We start from the raw sequence: 12,748 nt of genomic DNA, 5'->3' as shown, positions 1-12,748 counted from the left end.
CAGCCTGCGGTGCCTGGCGGCTCCGTCGACGGCGACAAACCCAGCCTCAATTGTGCCATGAGGGTCGCCGGAAGCCCGGCATGGGCGTCGAACAGCGGATGACGGCTCGGTAACGATGCCCTGGAGGCGCGATCGACGCGGCGCTCAGAGCCACTTCGAGACGAGGTGCTCGGACGCGATGCGGCGCAGCGTTCCGGAGGCGCCGCGCAGCACCACGCTCTCGGTGTAGATGTACCCGCCCTCACGGCGCACACCGCCGACGAGTTGGCCGTCCGTGACGCCCGTCGCGACGAAGATCGTGTTGTCTCCGCGCACGAGGTCGTCGGCCTCGTACACCTTGTCCATGTCGAGGCCGGCGTCGATGCCCCGCTGGCGCTCGTCGTCGTCGCGCGGCCAGAGACGGCCCTGGATGTGACCGCCCAGCGCCTTGATCGCGCACGCGGTGACGATGCCCTCCGGGCTGCCGCCCACGCCGACGCACATGTCCGTGCGGGCCGCGTGGCGGGCCGCGTTGATCCCGCCGGCGACATCGCCGTCGCTCATGAGTCGAGTGCCCGCACCGGCGTCGCGGATCTCCTGGATGAGCTTCTCGTGACGCGGACGGTTGAGCACGGAGACGACGATCTCGTCGACAGGCTTTCCGAGCGCTCCCGCCAGCTTGCGGATGTTCTCCCCGATCGGGAGGCGGATGTCGACGACGCCGACGCCGGCAGGACCGGTGACGAGCTTGTCCATGTAGAACACGCTGGACGCGTCGAGCATAGATCCCCGGTCGGAGACCGCGATGACCGAGAGCGCGTTCTGGCGTCCGGCGGCGGTGAGCGAGGTCCCGTCGATCGGGTCCACCGCGATGTCGCACTCGGGGCCGACACCGGTGCCGACCTCCTCGCCGTTGAACAGCATCGGAGCGTTGTCCTTCTCGCCCTCGCCGATCACGACGCGCCCCTGGAACGCGACGGTGCCCAGGAAGGCCCGCATCGCGTCCACGGCGGCGCCGTCGGCGGCCTCCTTGGCTCCGCGGCCGATGAACGGCACCGCTCGGATGGCCGCGGCCTCGGTCGCACGCACCAGTTCCATTGCGAGATTACGGTCGGGACGCAGGGGGCTCAGATCGGCCGTCAGACTCACCATGCGGTCAGCATAGCCAGAGGAACGTCGGCGAACGCCCCCTTTTCGTCGAGCATGACGTGAAGGAATCGCGTTTCTTAACAGGAGCGCAGGAGGCGGGCCGGACCGGCGTCCGCCCGACAGCATCCTCCGGTGCTCACCGATAGAGTGACTGCTGTCCCGGCTTCCCCTACCGCAGGAGTTCTCATGCCCGTCGCCACCCCGGATCAGTACGCCGAAATGCTCGACCGCGCGAAGGCCGGCGGCTTCGCGTACCCGGCTTTCAACGTCTCGAGCTCGCAGACCATCAACTCCGTCCTCCAGGGCCTGACCGAAGCCGGTTCCGACGGCATCATCCAGGTCACGACGGGCGGCGCCGACTACTTCGCCGGTCACACCGTCAAGGCGCGCGCCACCGGCGCCCTCGCCTTCGCGCGCTACGCGACCGAGGTCGCCAAGAACTACCCCGTCACCGTCGCGCTGCACACCGACCACTGCCCGAAGGACGCGCTCGCGGGCTTCGTCGAGCCGCTCATCGCCGCCTCCGAGGAGGAGGTCAAGGCCGGCCGCAACCCGATCTTCCAGTCGCACATGTGGGACGGCTCGGCCGTGCCGCTCGCCGAGAACATCGAGATCGCGAAGGACCTGCTCCCCCGCATGAAGGCGATCAACGCGATCCTCGAGGTCGAGATCGGCGTCGTCGGCGGCGAGGAGGACGGCGTCGCGCACGAAGGCTCGAACGAGGCTCTCTACACGACCTTCGCCGACGTCGACCAGGCCGTGCAGGCGCTGGGACTCGGCGAGCAGGGCCGCTACATCGCCGCCCTCACGTTCGGCAACGTCCACGGCGTCTATAAGCCCGGAGGGGTGAAGCTGCGCCCGGAGCTCCTCGGCGAGATCCAGCAGCAGGTCGCCGCGAAGTACGACACCGGGGCGAAGCCCCTCGACCTCGTCTTCCACGGCGGCTCCGGCTCGACCGACGAGGAGATCGCCCTCGCGGTCGCGAACGGCGTCATCAAGATGAACATCGACACCGACACGCAGTACGCGTACACGCGCGCGATCGCCGACTACATGTTCAAGAACTACGACGGCGTCCTCAAGGTCGACGGCGAGGTCGGCAACAAGAAGCAGTACGACCCGCGCGCCTGGGGCAAGGTCGCGGAGACTGCCATGGCCGCCCGCGTCGTGGAGTCCACGCGCCAGCTCGGCTCCTACGGCCAGTCGAAGAGCTGATCCCCGCTCCTGAGGACGCGGATGCCCCCGGCCGATCGGCCGGGGGCATCTCTCGTCGGCGCGTGCGCGGCGCCGCCCGAGACGTCAGGACCCGGAGGTCCGCGCGATGTACTCCATGAAGGCGGGGTCCGCCATGAGGGGGATCGCGACGCAGATGGAGGTCGCGATCATCGTCACGACCGCGCCGACGATCGGCACCCACCAGGCGACGAGTCCGCGACGCAGGCGACGGATCGAGACCGTGGCGGTGAGCGACCAGCCGACGACGAGGACGATCGCCGCGACGGTCCCCCAGAGCCTGCCCTGCGCGTAGTTCGTGAACTCCCCCTCGACGCCGACCACGCGCATGACCTCGTTCATGGCGGTCGCGAAGTCCAGGTACGACAGTCCCGTCATGACGACGTTGATCAGCCCGTAGGCGAGCAGTCCGATCGTGATCACGCGATCCACCGGGTGCGAGCGCTTCACCGGCGGGGTCTCCGGTGCCGTCGCGACGGGCGGCGCGTCGACGAGGACGGGAGGGGCCTGGTCCAGCGGCGGCAGACCGGCCGCCTTCCGCTGCTCCTCGGGAGTCGCGAGCTCCCCGTACTGCGGACGCTGATCGGTCATGCCGCCATGCTATCCGCCGTGGCTCGGAGGGGCTCCCAGCCGGAGCGCCCCGACAAGACGATGACGGCCCCGGAGGCATGGGGAATCCTCGGGGCCGCGGACGACGAGCACTGGGGACACTCGCCGTCCAAGTGGACCGGGACACTGGGGACGTCCCACCACTCGTGGACGTCGTTCGCACAGACGTCCACATCACCGAGGATAGGAAAGCCTCCGCACTTCCACCAGAGGGATTTCTTCAGATGGTGAAACAACCTCAGATGGAGAAGTCCCCGCTGACGGCGCTGCCGTCCAGCGCATCCGCGCCGAGCTGCAGCGAGAGCCGTCTCGCCGTGCGCTGCAGGCTCGCGACGAGGTTCCGATCGACCACCGCGTGATCGGCGGGGAGGGAGATCGCCAGGGATGCCGTGACGTTCGGAGCGATGACCGGCACCGCGACGCACGTGTTGCCGACCGCGTACTCCTCGCGATCGATGGCGAACCCCGGCGAGTGCTCGAGCTGCGTGAGGAGGGTCCGTCGATCGCTGATCGTGCGCGGCGTGAGCTCCTCGAGGCGGTGCCGTGACAGGTAGTCGAGGCGCTCCTCGTCCGACAGATCGGTGAGGATCTGCTTGCCGAGCGCCGTCGCGTGCGCGCTCGCGTCGAGACCCACCCACAGCTCGATGCGGGGATTCCGCACGGCGTCCACGATGTCGACGAGGTGCATCTCGCCATCGTGGAAACGCGACAGATACGCCGTCGCCCCCACCTCGTCGGTGACCTCGCGCAGCGCCGAACGCACGCGGGCGAGGAACACCCCGCGCGAGTCGACCTCGTTCTGGAAGGCCGGGAATCGGGATCCGAGGACGAGTCCGTCCGGCTCGTTCGTCAGGTAGCCCTCGTGGATCAGCGTACGCACGAGGTTGTACGTCGTGCCGAGGGTGAGCCCGGTGATCGCCGCGAGCATCTTGACGGGCAGCGGTCGCGGGGAGTTGGCGACGATGTCCACCAGACGCAGCGCGCGCTGCACGGACCCGATGAGGGTCGGCTCCGCTTCCGCGGCGCTCACGGTGCTACGCGCTTCCGCCGGATGCGCGTCCCCCGAGCGCGCGAGCGTCGCGCTGCCCGGACGAGTCCTGACGCAGCTCCTTCGGCAGGGAGAACATGAGGTCCTCCTCGGCCGTCTTCACCTCTTCGACGTCGCGGTAGCCCGCGTCGCCGATCGCGTCGAGCACTTCGCGCACGAGCACCTCGGGCACGGAGGCGCCGCTGGTCACCCCGACGGTCTCGACGCCGTCGAGCCACTCCTGCTGGATCTCCTCGGCGTAGTCGACGCGGTAGGCCGCCTTGGCGCCGTACTCGAGGGCGACCTCGACGAGGCGCACGGAGTTCGACGAGTTGGACGACCCTACGACGATCACGAGGTCCGCGTTCGCGGCGACCTTCTTGATGGCGACCTGACGGTTCTGAGTGGCGTAGCAGATGTCGTCGGACGGCGGGTTCTGCAGATCGGGGAAGCGCGTGCGCAGGCGGTTGACCGTCTCCATGGTCTCGTCGACGGAGAGCGTCGTCTGCGACAGCCAGACGACCTTGGTGGGGTCCTTCACCTGCACGGTGTCGGCCTCCTCCGGGGAGTTCACCACCGTGACGTGGTTCGGAGCCTCGCCCGCGGTGCCCTCGACCTCTTCGTGGCCGTCGTGGCCGATCAGGAGGATCTCGAAGTCGTCCCGCGCGAACCGGACGGCCTCGCGGTGGACCTTCGTGACGAGCGGGCAGGTGGCGTCGATCGCATGCAGCCCTCGGTCCGAGGCCGCGTTGACGACGGCTGGCGAGACCCCGTGCGCGCTGAACACGACGTGCGCGCCCTCGGGCACCTCGTCGACCTCCTCCACGAAGATCGCGCCCTTCTCCTCGAGCTCGGTCACGACGTGGATGTTGTGCACGATCTGCTTGCGCACGTAGACGGGGGCGCCGTAGCGCTCGAGCGCCTTCTCGACGGCGACGACCGCGCGATCGACGCCGGCGCAGTATCCGCGCGGGGCGGCGAGCAGTACCCGCTTGTGTCCGACGACCGGGTTATCCTGAAGCCGCCCGGCCGCCGCACGCACTCGAGGGACACGCGGGGCAGGGAGATGAACGGCAGTCGAAGTCACACTCGAATTCTACCGCCGACTGCCTGAGCAGGACCGGGAAGGTGAACTGAGCGGATGACCGTCTTCGAAGCGACGACGCGATCAGGAGAGACCCCGCCCGCCGACGCCGTCGCCCCGCGCGACTCCTCGGCCGACGCGCCGACCTCCGTCGCGCGCCTCAACGCGACGATCCGCGACTTCGTGGCGCGCTGGAACACCGTGTGGGTCGAGGGCGAGATCACCTCGTGGAACGTCCGCGCCGGCAACGTCTTCGCGCGCCTCAAGGACACCCGATCCGACGCGCAGATCTCGATCCGGATCTGGTCGAGCGTGCGTCCGCGCATCCCGAACGACCTGGGCGTCGGCGATCACGTCGTCGCAGCGGTCAAGGCCGACTACTTCGTGAAGGCCGGCGACTTCAGCTTCGCCGTGTCGGCCATGAAGCACGTCGGCCTCGGCGACCAGCTCGAGCGGCTCGAGCGTCTGCGGGCGCAGCTGCGTCAGGAGGGGCTGTTCGACCCCGCCCGCAAGAAGCGTCTGCCGTTCCTCCCCCACGTGATCGGCCTCATCACGGGCGAGAGGTCGGACGCCGAGAAGGACGTGCACCGCAACGCGGAGCTGCGCTGGCCGCAGGTGCGCTTCCGCACCGAGTACGCCGCCGTGCAGGGCGACCGCTGCGTGCCCGACACGCTGGCCGCTCTCGCCCGGCTGGATGCCGATCCCGACGTCGACGTGATCGTGATCGCCCGCGGCGGCGGCGACCCGCAGACGCTGCTCGGCTTCAGCGACGAGCGTCTGGTGCGGGCCGTCGCCGCCGCGAGGACCCCAGTCGTGAGCGCGATCGGCCACGAGAACGACCACCCGCTGCTCGACGACGTCGCCGATCTCCGGGCCTCGACCCCCACCGATGCGGCCAAGCGGGTCGTCCCCGATGTGAGCGAGCAGCGCGCCCTCATCGCCCAGCTCCGTTCACGGGCGACCATGCGACTGACGCAGCGCGTCTCCCACGACATCGCTCAGCTCGAGCAACTGCGCTCACGTCCGGCGCTGCGTTCGCCCGACCCCATCATCGACGCGCGTTCGCAAGACGTGTGGCTGCTTCTGTCGCGCGGCCGCGACACCGTCACCCGACGGCTGGACGCAGCGGGCAGGGCCACGAGCGAGCTGCGCGCCTCGCTGCGGGCGCTGTCCCCCGCCGCGACGCTGGCCCGCGGGTACGCCATCGCGCACCTGGACGGAGGCGTGATCCTCCGAGACGCGGCCGACGCTCCGGCCGGCAGCGCACTCACGATCACGGTCGACCGCGGGTCCCTCGCAGCGCGCTCCGAAGGCGAGATCGCCGAGAGCGCCGGCCCTCGGCCGGAGTGAGGCGAGTCCTGCTCCCCGCAGGAGAGCCCTCGCGCAACGCGTAGGATGGAGGGCGTGAGTGCGCTGAACGACACCCCCGTTGACACGCTGTCGTTCGAGGCCGCGCGCGACGAGCTCGTGAAGGTGGTGTCGGAGCTCGAGCAGGGCGCGCCGACCCTCGAGCAGTCGCTCGCCCTGTGGGAGCGTGGAGAAGCGCTGGCCGCTCGCTGCGAGGAATGGCTCCTGGGCGCGAAGCGCCGCCTCGACGCCGCCCGCGCCGCGGCATCCGACTCCGATGCCGTGTCCGGCGAGGGCGAGTCGTGAGCAAGCGCCCTCCTGTCGTCGCGGAGCTCGGCCGTCCCGAGACCCCCGAGGAGACAGCGACGCGCAAGGCCGAGTTCAGCCGCGCGTACCGCTCCAGCCAGACCGTGCGCGGCCTCGTCGCCGCGCTCATCGCGACGCTCGCGATCGTCGCCGTGATCGTGTTCGCGGTGCCGCGCGGCGAGCCCGCGTCCCCCCGCACGATCGACGTCGCCCGCATCGCCGCCGATGTCGAGACGACGATGGACAGCCCGGTCATCGTCCCGATCGACGACGACTTCTGGCGCGTCAACGCCGCCGGCCTCACGAGCGGCGCGACCGTCGTGTGGGACGTCACTCTCGCCCCCGCGTCGGAGAACGAGCGCGGCTTCGTCAAGCTCGCTCAGGCCTTCGACGCCGACTCGTCCTGGGCCCCCCAGCGTCTCAACGGCATCGCGCCCACGGACACGAGGACGATCGGCGGCCTCGAGTGGGACGTCTACTCCCTCGGCGACGCCGGTGCGAAGCAGAACCTCACCTACGCGATCGGCACGCAGGCCGGCGACGACTACGTGCTCCTGTACGGCTCGCGCTCCGCCGATTCCACGGCCGAACTCGCCGAGTCGCTCGTCCCCCAGATCCGCGAACTCTCGGAGTCCTCATGACACAGACGCTCACACCCGCCGACGCCTGGAAGCAGATGCAGGAGGGAAACCAGCGCTTCGTCGACGACGCCCCCCGCCACCCGAACCAGGACGTCGCCCGACGACGCAACCTCGCCGAGGCACAGCATCCGGTCGCCACTCTGTTCGGATGCTCCGACTCACGCCTCGCCGCGGAGATCATCTTCGATCTCGGGCTCGGCGACCTGTTCGTGGTGCGCAACGCCGGACAGGTGATCGGCGAGTCCATCGTCGCGAGCCTCGAGTACGCGGTCGCCGTGCTCGAGGTCCCGCTGATCGTGGTGCTCGCCCACGACTCGTGCGGTGCGGTGCGCGCCGCCATCGACGGCACCGCGATCGACGCGGCTCCGCTCCCTCCGCACATCTGGAAGCTCATCGCCCCGATCGTCCCCGCCGCCCGCAAGGTTCTCGCCGAGAGCGGCGGCAGCACGGTCGACGAGATCGACGCCGAACTCGTGGGACGCGAACACCTGCGCAACACGGTGGGCGATCTGCTGCAGTCGTCCGAGATCATCTCGAACGCCGTGGCCGAGGGACGTCTGGGCATCGTGGGCGCCAACTACCGACTCGCCGAGGGCACCGCGGTGCCCGTCGTCACGGTCGGCATCGAGACCGACGGAATCGAGACCGAGGGGCAGAGCCCCGCAACCAAGGAAGGTTCGGAATGACCGACATCGACTACCGCATCGAGCACGACACCATGGGTGAGGTGCGGGTGCCCGTGAACGCGCTCTACGGGGCGCAGACGCAGCGCGCCGTGGAGAACTTCCCGATCTCGGGCAAGGGCCTCGAGTCGACGCAGATCGCGGCGCTCGCACGCATCAAGAAGGCCGCCGCACTCGCGAACAAGGAGCTCGGCACGCTCGACGGCGCGATCGCCGACGCGATCGCCCAGGCCGCCGACCAGGTCGCCTCCGGTGCGCACGACGGTGAGTTCCCGGTCGACACGTACCAGACCGGGTCCGGCACGTCCTCGAACATGAACATGAACGAGGTGCTCGCCACGCTCGCGACCCGCATCCTCGGCTCCACCGTGCACCCGAACGACCACGTGAACGCCTCGCAGTCGTCGAACGACGTGTTCCCGACCTCGGTGCACATCGCCGTCACGCAGGCGCTCATCGACACGCTCATCCCGGCGCTCGACCACCTCGCCGTCGCCCTCGAGGCCAAGGCCGAGCTGTGGAAGGACGCGGTCAAGTCCGGTCGTACGCACCTCATGGACGCGACCCCTGTCACGCTCGGCCAGGAGTTCGGCGGCTACGCACGCCAGATCCGCCTGGGCATCGAGCGCGTGCAGTCGGCGCTTCCCCGCGTCGCCGAGGTTCCTCTGGGCGGCACCGCCACCGGCACCGGCATCAACACGCCGCTCGGCTTCCCGCAGAAGGTCATCGCGCTGCTCGCGGCCGAGACCGAGCTGCCCATCACCGAGGCGAAGGACCACTTCGAGGCGCAGGCCAACCGCGACGGACTCGTCGAGGCCTCCGGCGCGCTGCGCACGATCGCGGTGTCGCTGACGAAGATCAACAACGACCTCCGCTGGATGGGCTCCGGCCCCAACACGGGTCTGGGCGAGCTGCACATCCCCGACCTGCAGCCCGGCTCGTCGATCATGCCGGGCAAGGTCAACCCGGTCGTCCCCGAGGCCGTGCTCATGGTGTGCGCACGCGTGATCGGCAACGACGCGACGGTCGCGTGGGCCGGCGCATCCGGTTCCTTCGAGCTCAACGTCGCGATCCCCGTCATGGGCACCGCTGTACTCGAGTCGATCCGCCTACTGGCGAACGCCTCGCGCGTGCTCGCCGACAAGACGGTCGACGGTCTGCAGGCCAACACCGAGCGCGCGGCCGCGTTCGCCGGCATGAGCCCGTCGATCGTGACGCCGCTCAACAAGCTCATCGGCTACGAGGCCGCGGCGAAGATCGCGAAGCACTCGGTCGCGAAGGGCATCACGGTGCGCGACGCGGTCATCGACCTCGGCTACGTCGAGCGCGGCGACCTCACCCTGGAGCAGCTGGACGAGAAGCTCGACCTGCTCTCCATGACGCACCCGGGCTGAACCGCGGTTCAGCCGGACAGACGGATGCCGCAGGGACGAGTTCCCTGCGGCATCCGTCGTCGAGGTCGGTTCTAGCTGAGCTCTCCGCCCTCCAGGAGTTCCGTCACGAGCGCGGCGATCGCGGAGCGCTCCGACCGAGTCAGGGTGACGTGGGCGAACAGGTCATGGCCCTTGAGGGTCTCGATGACGCTGGCGATGCCGTCGTGCCGACCGACGCGGAGGTTGTCGCGCTGGCCCACGTCGTGGGTGAGGATGACCCGCGAGTTCTGCCCCATCCGGCTGAGCACCGTGAGGAGCACGTTGCGCTCGAGGGACTGCGCCTCGTCGACGATCACGAACGCGTCGTGCAGCGAGCGTCCACGGATGTGCGTGAGGGGCAGAACCTCCAGCAGCCCCCGCTCGACGACCTCCTCCATGACGTTGCCGGAGACCACCGAGCCGAGCGTGTCGAACACCGCCTGGCCCCACGGCCCCATCTTCTCGCCCTGGTCGCCGGGGAGGTAGCCGAGCTCCTGGCCGCCGACCGCGAACAGCGGCCGGAACACGATGATCTTCTTCTGCTGCTGACGCTCGAGCACCGCCTCGAGACCCGCGCACAGTGCGAGGGCCGACTTTCCGGTTCCGGCACGACCGCCGAGCGACACGATGCCGACCTCGGGGTCGAGGAGCAGGTCGATCGCGATGCGCTGCTCGGCGGAGCGACCGTGCATCCCGAAGATGTCGCGATCCCCGCGCACCAGGCGGTACTCGCCGTCACCCGTCACACGCCCGAGCGCCGAACCGCGCTCGGAGTGGATGATGAGCCCGGTGTTGACCGGCAGCCCTCGTGCGTCCTCGCTGATGCCCACCTCGCTCTCGTACAGGTCGCTGATCTCGTCGCCCGACAGGTTCAGGGTCGTGATGCCGGTCCACCCGGAGTCGACGGCCTGCTCGGCCAGGTACTCCTCGGCGCGGAGGCCCAGCGACGCCGCCTTGACGCGCATCGGGAGATCCTTCGACACGATCGTGACGTCCTGCCCGTCCTGCGCGAGGTGCATCGCGACCGAGAGGATGCGGCTGTCGTTGTCGCTCAGGCGGATGCCGGCGGGGAGCACCGAGGTGTCGGCGTTGGCGAGCTCGACGCGGAGAGTGCCGCCCTCGCCGACCTCGACGGGGAAGTCGAGGCGCCCGTGCTCGATGCGCAGATCGTCGAGGTGCCGGAGCGCCTGGCGTGCGAAGTAGCCGATCTCCGGGTCATGGCGCTTGCCCTCGAGTTCGGTGATGACGACGACCGGGAGGACCACGGAGTGCTCGGCGAACCGGAACAGGGCCTGCGGATCGCTCAGCAGGACCGAGGTGTCCAGCACGTACGTGCGCAGGTCCTGATCGGGACTCGCGGACGTCGCCCGCCTCGTCGTCTTACGGGTGGACTGCTGCGCGGTGCTGGTGGACTGCTGCGCTGTACGTGAGGTCACGACCCACTCCCGACCCGGGGAATCCCGGCTATTTCGAACGAGTCGACCAGGGGGTCACGAGTCGCGAACCTGAGGCCGACTCGACGGGCGCCTTGCCCGATGCCTAGAAGTTACGACCAGCGACCGACATTTCGGCGGCTCGACACGCCCGCAATTCGTTACGTGTCGGTGAACACGCGCGGGCGTGCGTCATCCATCTCAGCGGCCGAAGCGGCGATCGCGGTCGGCGAAGTCGCGGATGGCGCGCAGGAAGTCGACCTGGCGGAGGTCCGGGCCCAGCGCCTCGACGAAGTAGAACTCGCTGTGCGCGCTCTGCCACAGCAGGAAGTCGCTGAGCCGCTGCTCGCCGCTCGTCCGGATCACGAGGTCGGGATCCGGCTGCCCGCCCGTGTACAGGTGCTCCCCGATCATCTCCGGCGTCAGGTGCGCGGCGAGGTCCTCGATCGTGCCCCCGGAGGCCTGATGGGCTGTCACGATGCTGCGCACCGCGTCGACGATCTCGTTGCGTCCGCCGTACCCGACGGCGAGGTTCACATGCAGCCCGGTGTGGTCCTTGGTGCGCTCCTGGGCGTCGTCGAGCACGCGGGCGAGCTCGGGCGGCAGGATGTCGGAGCGGCCCACGTGCTTGACCCGCCAGTTGCCCTCGCGCGACAGCGCCTCGGCGAGTTCGGCGATGATCTCGATGAGGTCGGCGAGCTCCGCCGAGTCCCGCTTGCGCAGGTTGTCGCTCGACAGGAGGTACAGCGATACGACGCGGATGCCCAGCTCGTCGCACCACCCGAGGAACTCCCGCATCTTGGCAGCTCCCGCCCGGTGCCCCTCGGCGGGGGTGTCGTAGCCGAGCTGCCGGGCCCAGCGCCGATTGCCGTCGATCATCATCGCGACGTGGTGCGGCATGGACGCCGGATCGAGGTGGCGGCGCAGCCTGCTGGTGTAGAGCCGGTACAGCGGCCCCCGCCCCTGACCCTCACGTGACATCACCTCCCTACGCTATCGCGCCGCGGCCGGGAACACCGAGGGCGGGCGCTCAGGATATGTACGCCTGGCGGAATGGCGCGACACCTAGAGTGAGCACGTGAGCACTCCCGAAGACTCCGCCCCCGACCTCCCGCAGCTGCCCCTTCTCAAAGAGGCAGCCGACGACGCGCACGTCGAGATCAAGCCGACCTGGCGCGGATGGATCCACGCCGGCACCTTCCCCGTCGCGATCGCCGCCGGCGTGCTTCTGATCGTCTTCTCGCAGGGCGGAGCGGCGAAGTGGGCGGCCGCCGTGTTCGCGGCGAGCTCGCTGCTGCTGTTCGGCAACTCCGCGGTGTATCACCGGTTCGACTGGGGCCCCAGGGTCAAGGTCGTCCTGAAGCGGATCGACCACGCCAACATCCTGCTGCTCATCGCCGGAACCTACACCCCGCTCGCCGTGCTCGCGCTGCCTCCCGAGAAGGGGATGCTGCTGCTGATCCTCGTGTGGAGCGGCGCGCTCCTCGGCATCCTGTTCCGCGTCTTCTGGATCAACGCCCCCCGTTGGCTGTACGTCGCGCTGTACCTGCTGCTGGGCTGGGCCGCCGTCATGTACATCGTGGACCTGCTGAACGCGAACGTCGCGATGATGGTGCTCGTGATCGTCGGCGGTCTGCTCTACACGGGCGGTGCGGTGGTGTACGCGCTCAAGAAGCCCAACCCGTGGCCGGGGCACTTCGGCTTCCACGAGATCTTCCACGTGTGCACGGTGCTCGCGTTCCTCTGCCACTGGACGGCGTGCCTGCTCATCGCGCTGCAGCCGCTGTCACCCTCGCTGGGCGCCTGACGCGCGACCTCTGACGCGGGACCTCCGACGCGAGGATC

Annotated in this window: 13 protein-coding genes; 7 read left to right on the top strand and 6 right to left on the bottom strand. The window is 69.4% G+C overall.

Annotated elements, in window-relative coordinates; genetic code table 11:
• Positions 1 to 144: 144 nt before the first annotated feature.
• Positions 145 to 1,131: a class II fructose-bisphosphatase gene (glpX, locus tag ACIPY8_RS06625; protein WP_050721474.1), complete on the bottom strand. Its 987-nt coding sequence runs from the start codon at positions 1,129 to 1,131 to the stop codon at positions 145 to 147.
• A 183-nt stretch (positions 1,132 to 1,314) separates the two neighbouring features.
• Here glpX and fbaA point away from each other — a divergent pair, with 183 nt between their 5' ends.
• A complete protein-coding gene (fbaA, locus tag ACIPY8_RS06620; protein ID WP_400816287.1) occupies positions 1,315 to 2,343 on the top strand; it encodes a class II fructose-bisphosphate aldolase in 1,029 nt (342 codons plus the stop codon).
• 84 nt (positions 2,344 to 2,427) lie between these two features.
• Here fbaA and ACIPY8_RS06615 read toward each other — a convergent pair whose 3' ends face one another.
• The 3 genes from ACIPY8_RS06615 to ACIPY8_RS06605 all read right to left on the bottom strand — a co-directional run bounded on the left by ACIPY8_RS06615 (position 2,428) and on the right by ACIPY8_RS06605 (position 5,084).
• Positions 2,428 to 2,952 (bottom strand): DUF6264 family protein, encoded by a 525-nt coding sequence (locus ACIPY8_RS06615; RefSeq protein WP_400816286.1) that lies wholly within the window; start codon positions 2,950 to 2,952, stop codon positions 2,428 to 2,430.
• A gap of 256 nt (positions 2,953 to 3,208) precedes the next feature.
• Complete coding sequence (locus ACIPY8_RS06610; protein ID WP_400816284.1) at positions 3,209 to 4,000, bottom strand: IclR family transcriptional regulator; 792 nt, start codon at positions 3,998 to 4,000, stop codon at positions 3,209 to 3,211.
• 4 nt (positions 4,001 to 4,004) lie between these two features.
• A complete protein-coding gene (locus tag ACIPY8_RS06605) occupies positions 4,005 to 5,084 on the bottom strand; it encodes a 4-hydroxy-3-methylbut-2-enyl diphosphate reductase (protein ID WP_400816282.1) in 1,080 nt (359 codons plus the stop codon).
• Positions 5,085 to 5,138: 54 nt separating this feature from the next.
• Between ACIPY8_RS06605 and xseA the strand changes: the two genes are divergently transcribed.
• The 5 genes from xseA to ACIPY8_RS06580 are packed head-to-tail and all read left to right on the top strand — an operon-like array spanning position 5,139 to position 9,452.
• The gene (gene xseA / locus ACIPY8_RS06600) at positions 5,139 to 6,431 is read left to right on the top strand and encodes an exodeoxyribonuclease VII large subunit (protein ID WP_400816280.1); all 1,293 of its coding nucleotides are present in this window, start codon (positions 5,139 to 5,141) and stop codon (positions 6,429 to 6,431) included.
• A gap of 45 nt (positions 6,432 to 6,476) precedes the next feature.
• The gene (locus ACIPY8_RS06595; RefSeq protein ID WP_400816278.1) at positions 6,477 to 6,734 is read left to right on the top strand and encodes an exodeoxyribonuclease VII small subunit; all 258 of its coding nucleotides are present in this window, start codon (positions 6,477 to 6,479) and stop codon (positions 6,732 to 6,734) included.
• A complete protein-coding gene (locus ACIPY8_RS06590) occupies positions 6,731 to 7,375 on the top strand; it encodes a DUF4245 family protein (protein WP_400816276.1) in 645 nt (214 codons plus the stop codon). The genes ACIPY8_RS06595 and ACIPY8_RS06590 overlap by 4 nt, the downstream gene beginning before the upstream one ends.
• Positions 7,372 to 8,061, top strand: a complete 690-nt coding sequence (locus ACIPY8_RS06585; RefSeq protein ID WP_400816274.1) for a carbonic anhydrase — start codon at positions 7,372 to 7,374, stop codon at positions 8,059 to 8,061. Before ACIPY8_RS06590 ends, ACIPY8_RS06585 begins: the two co-directional genes overlap by 4 nt.
• Positions 8,058 to 9,452, top strand: coding sequence for a class II fumarate hydratase (locus ACIPY8_RS06580; RefSeq protein ID WP_400816272.1), 1,395 nt, complete (start codon positions 8,058 to 8,060; stop codon positions 9,450 to 9,452). The genes ACIPY8_RS06585 and ACIPY8_RS06580 overlap by 4 nt, the downstream gene beginning before the upstream one ends.
• A gap of 71 nt (positions 9,453 to 9,523) precedes the next feature.
• Here the strand turns inward: ACIPY8_RS06580 and ACIPY8_RS06575 are convergent, their stop codons facing one another.
• The gene (locus tag ACIPY8_RS06575) at positions 9,524 to 10,906 is read right to left on the bottom strand and encodes a PhoH family protein (protein ID WP_400816270.1); all 1,383 of its coding nucleotides are present in this window, start codon (positions 10,904 to 10,906) and stop codon (positions 9,524 to 9,526) included.
• Between the two features lie 198 nt (positions 10,907 to 11,104).
• The gene (locus tag ACIPY8_RS06570; RefSeq protein WP_400817663.1) at positions 11,105 to 11,884 is read right to left on the bottom strand and encodes an isoprenyl transferase; all 780 of its coding nucleotides are present in this window, start codon (positions 11,882 to 11,884) and stop codon (positions 11,105 to 11,107) included.
• A gap of 97 nt (positions 11,885 to 11,981) precedes the next feature.
• On the opposite strand from ACIPY8_RS06570, the gene ACIPY8_RS06565 reads away from it, so the two are divergent.
• Positions 11,982 to 12,710, top strand: coding sequence for a hemolysin III family protein (locus tag ACIPY8_RS06565; RefSeq protein ID WP_400816268.1), 729 nt, complete (start codon positions 11,982 to 11,984; stop codon positions 12,708 to 12,710).
• The last annotated feature ends 38 nt before the right edge of the window (positions 12,711 to 12,748 follow it).

Origin of the sequence: Microbacterium sp. NPDC089696 (genome assembly GCF_044749125.1) — a bacterium.
Taxonomy (GTDB): Bacteria; Actinomycetota; Actinomycetes; order Actinomycetales; family Microbacteriaceae; genus Microbacterium.
This window is presented reverse-complemented; position numbering and strand designations above follow the sequence as displayed.

Coding starts and splice junctions, on each gene's coding strand:
- glpX (WP_050721474.1), bottom strand. CDS start 1,131: ATGGTGAGTCTGACGGCCGATCTGAGCCCCCTGCGTCCCGACCGTAAT.
- fbaA (WP_400816287.1), top strand. CDS start 1,315: ATGCCCGTCGCCACCCCGGATCAGTACGCCGAAATGCTCGACCGCGCG.
- ACIPY8_RS06615 (WP_400816286.1), bottom strand. CDS start 2,952: ATGACCGATCAGCGTCCGCAGTACGGGGAGCTCGCGACTCCCGAGGAG.
- xseA (WP_400816280.1), top strand. CDS start 5,139: ATGACCGTCTTCGAAGCGACGACGCGATCAGGAGAGACCCCGCCCGCC.
- ACIPY8_RS06595 (WP_400816278.1), top strand. CDS start 6,477: ATGGAGGGCGTGAGTGCGCTGAACGACACCCCCGTTGACACGCTGTCG.
- ACIPY8_RS06585 (WP_400816274.1), top strand. CDS start 7,372: ATGACACAGACGCTCACACCCGCCGACGCCTGGAAGCAGATGCAGGAG.
- ACIPY8_RS06580 (WP_400816272.1), top strand. CDS start 8,058: ATGACCGACATCGACTACCGCATCGAGCACGACACCATGGGTGAGGTG.
- ACIPY8_RS06570 (WP_400817663.1), bottom strand. CDS start 11,884: ATGTCACGTGAGGGTCAGGGGCGGGGGCCGCTGTACCGGCTCTACACC.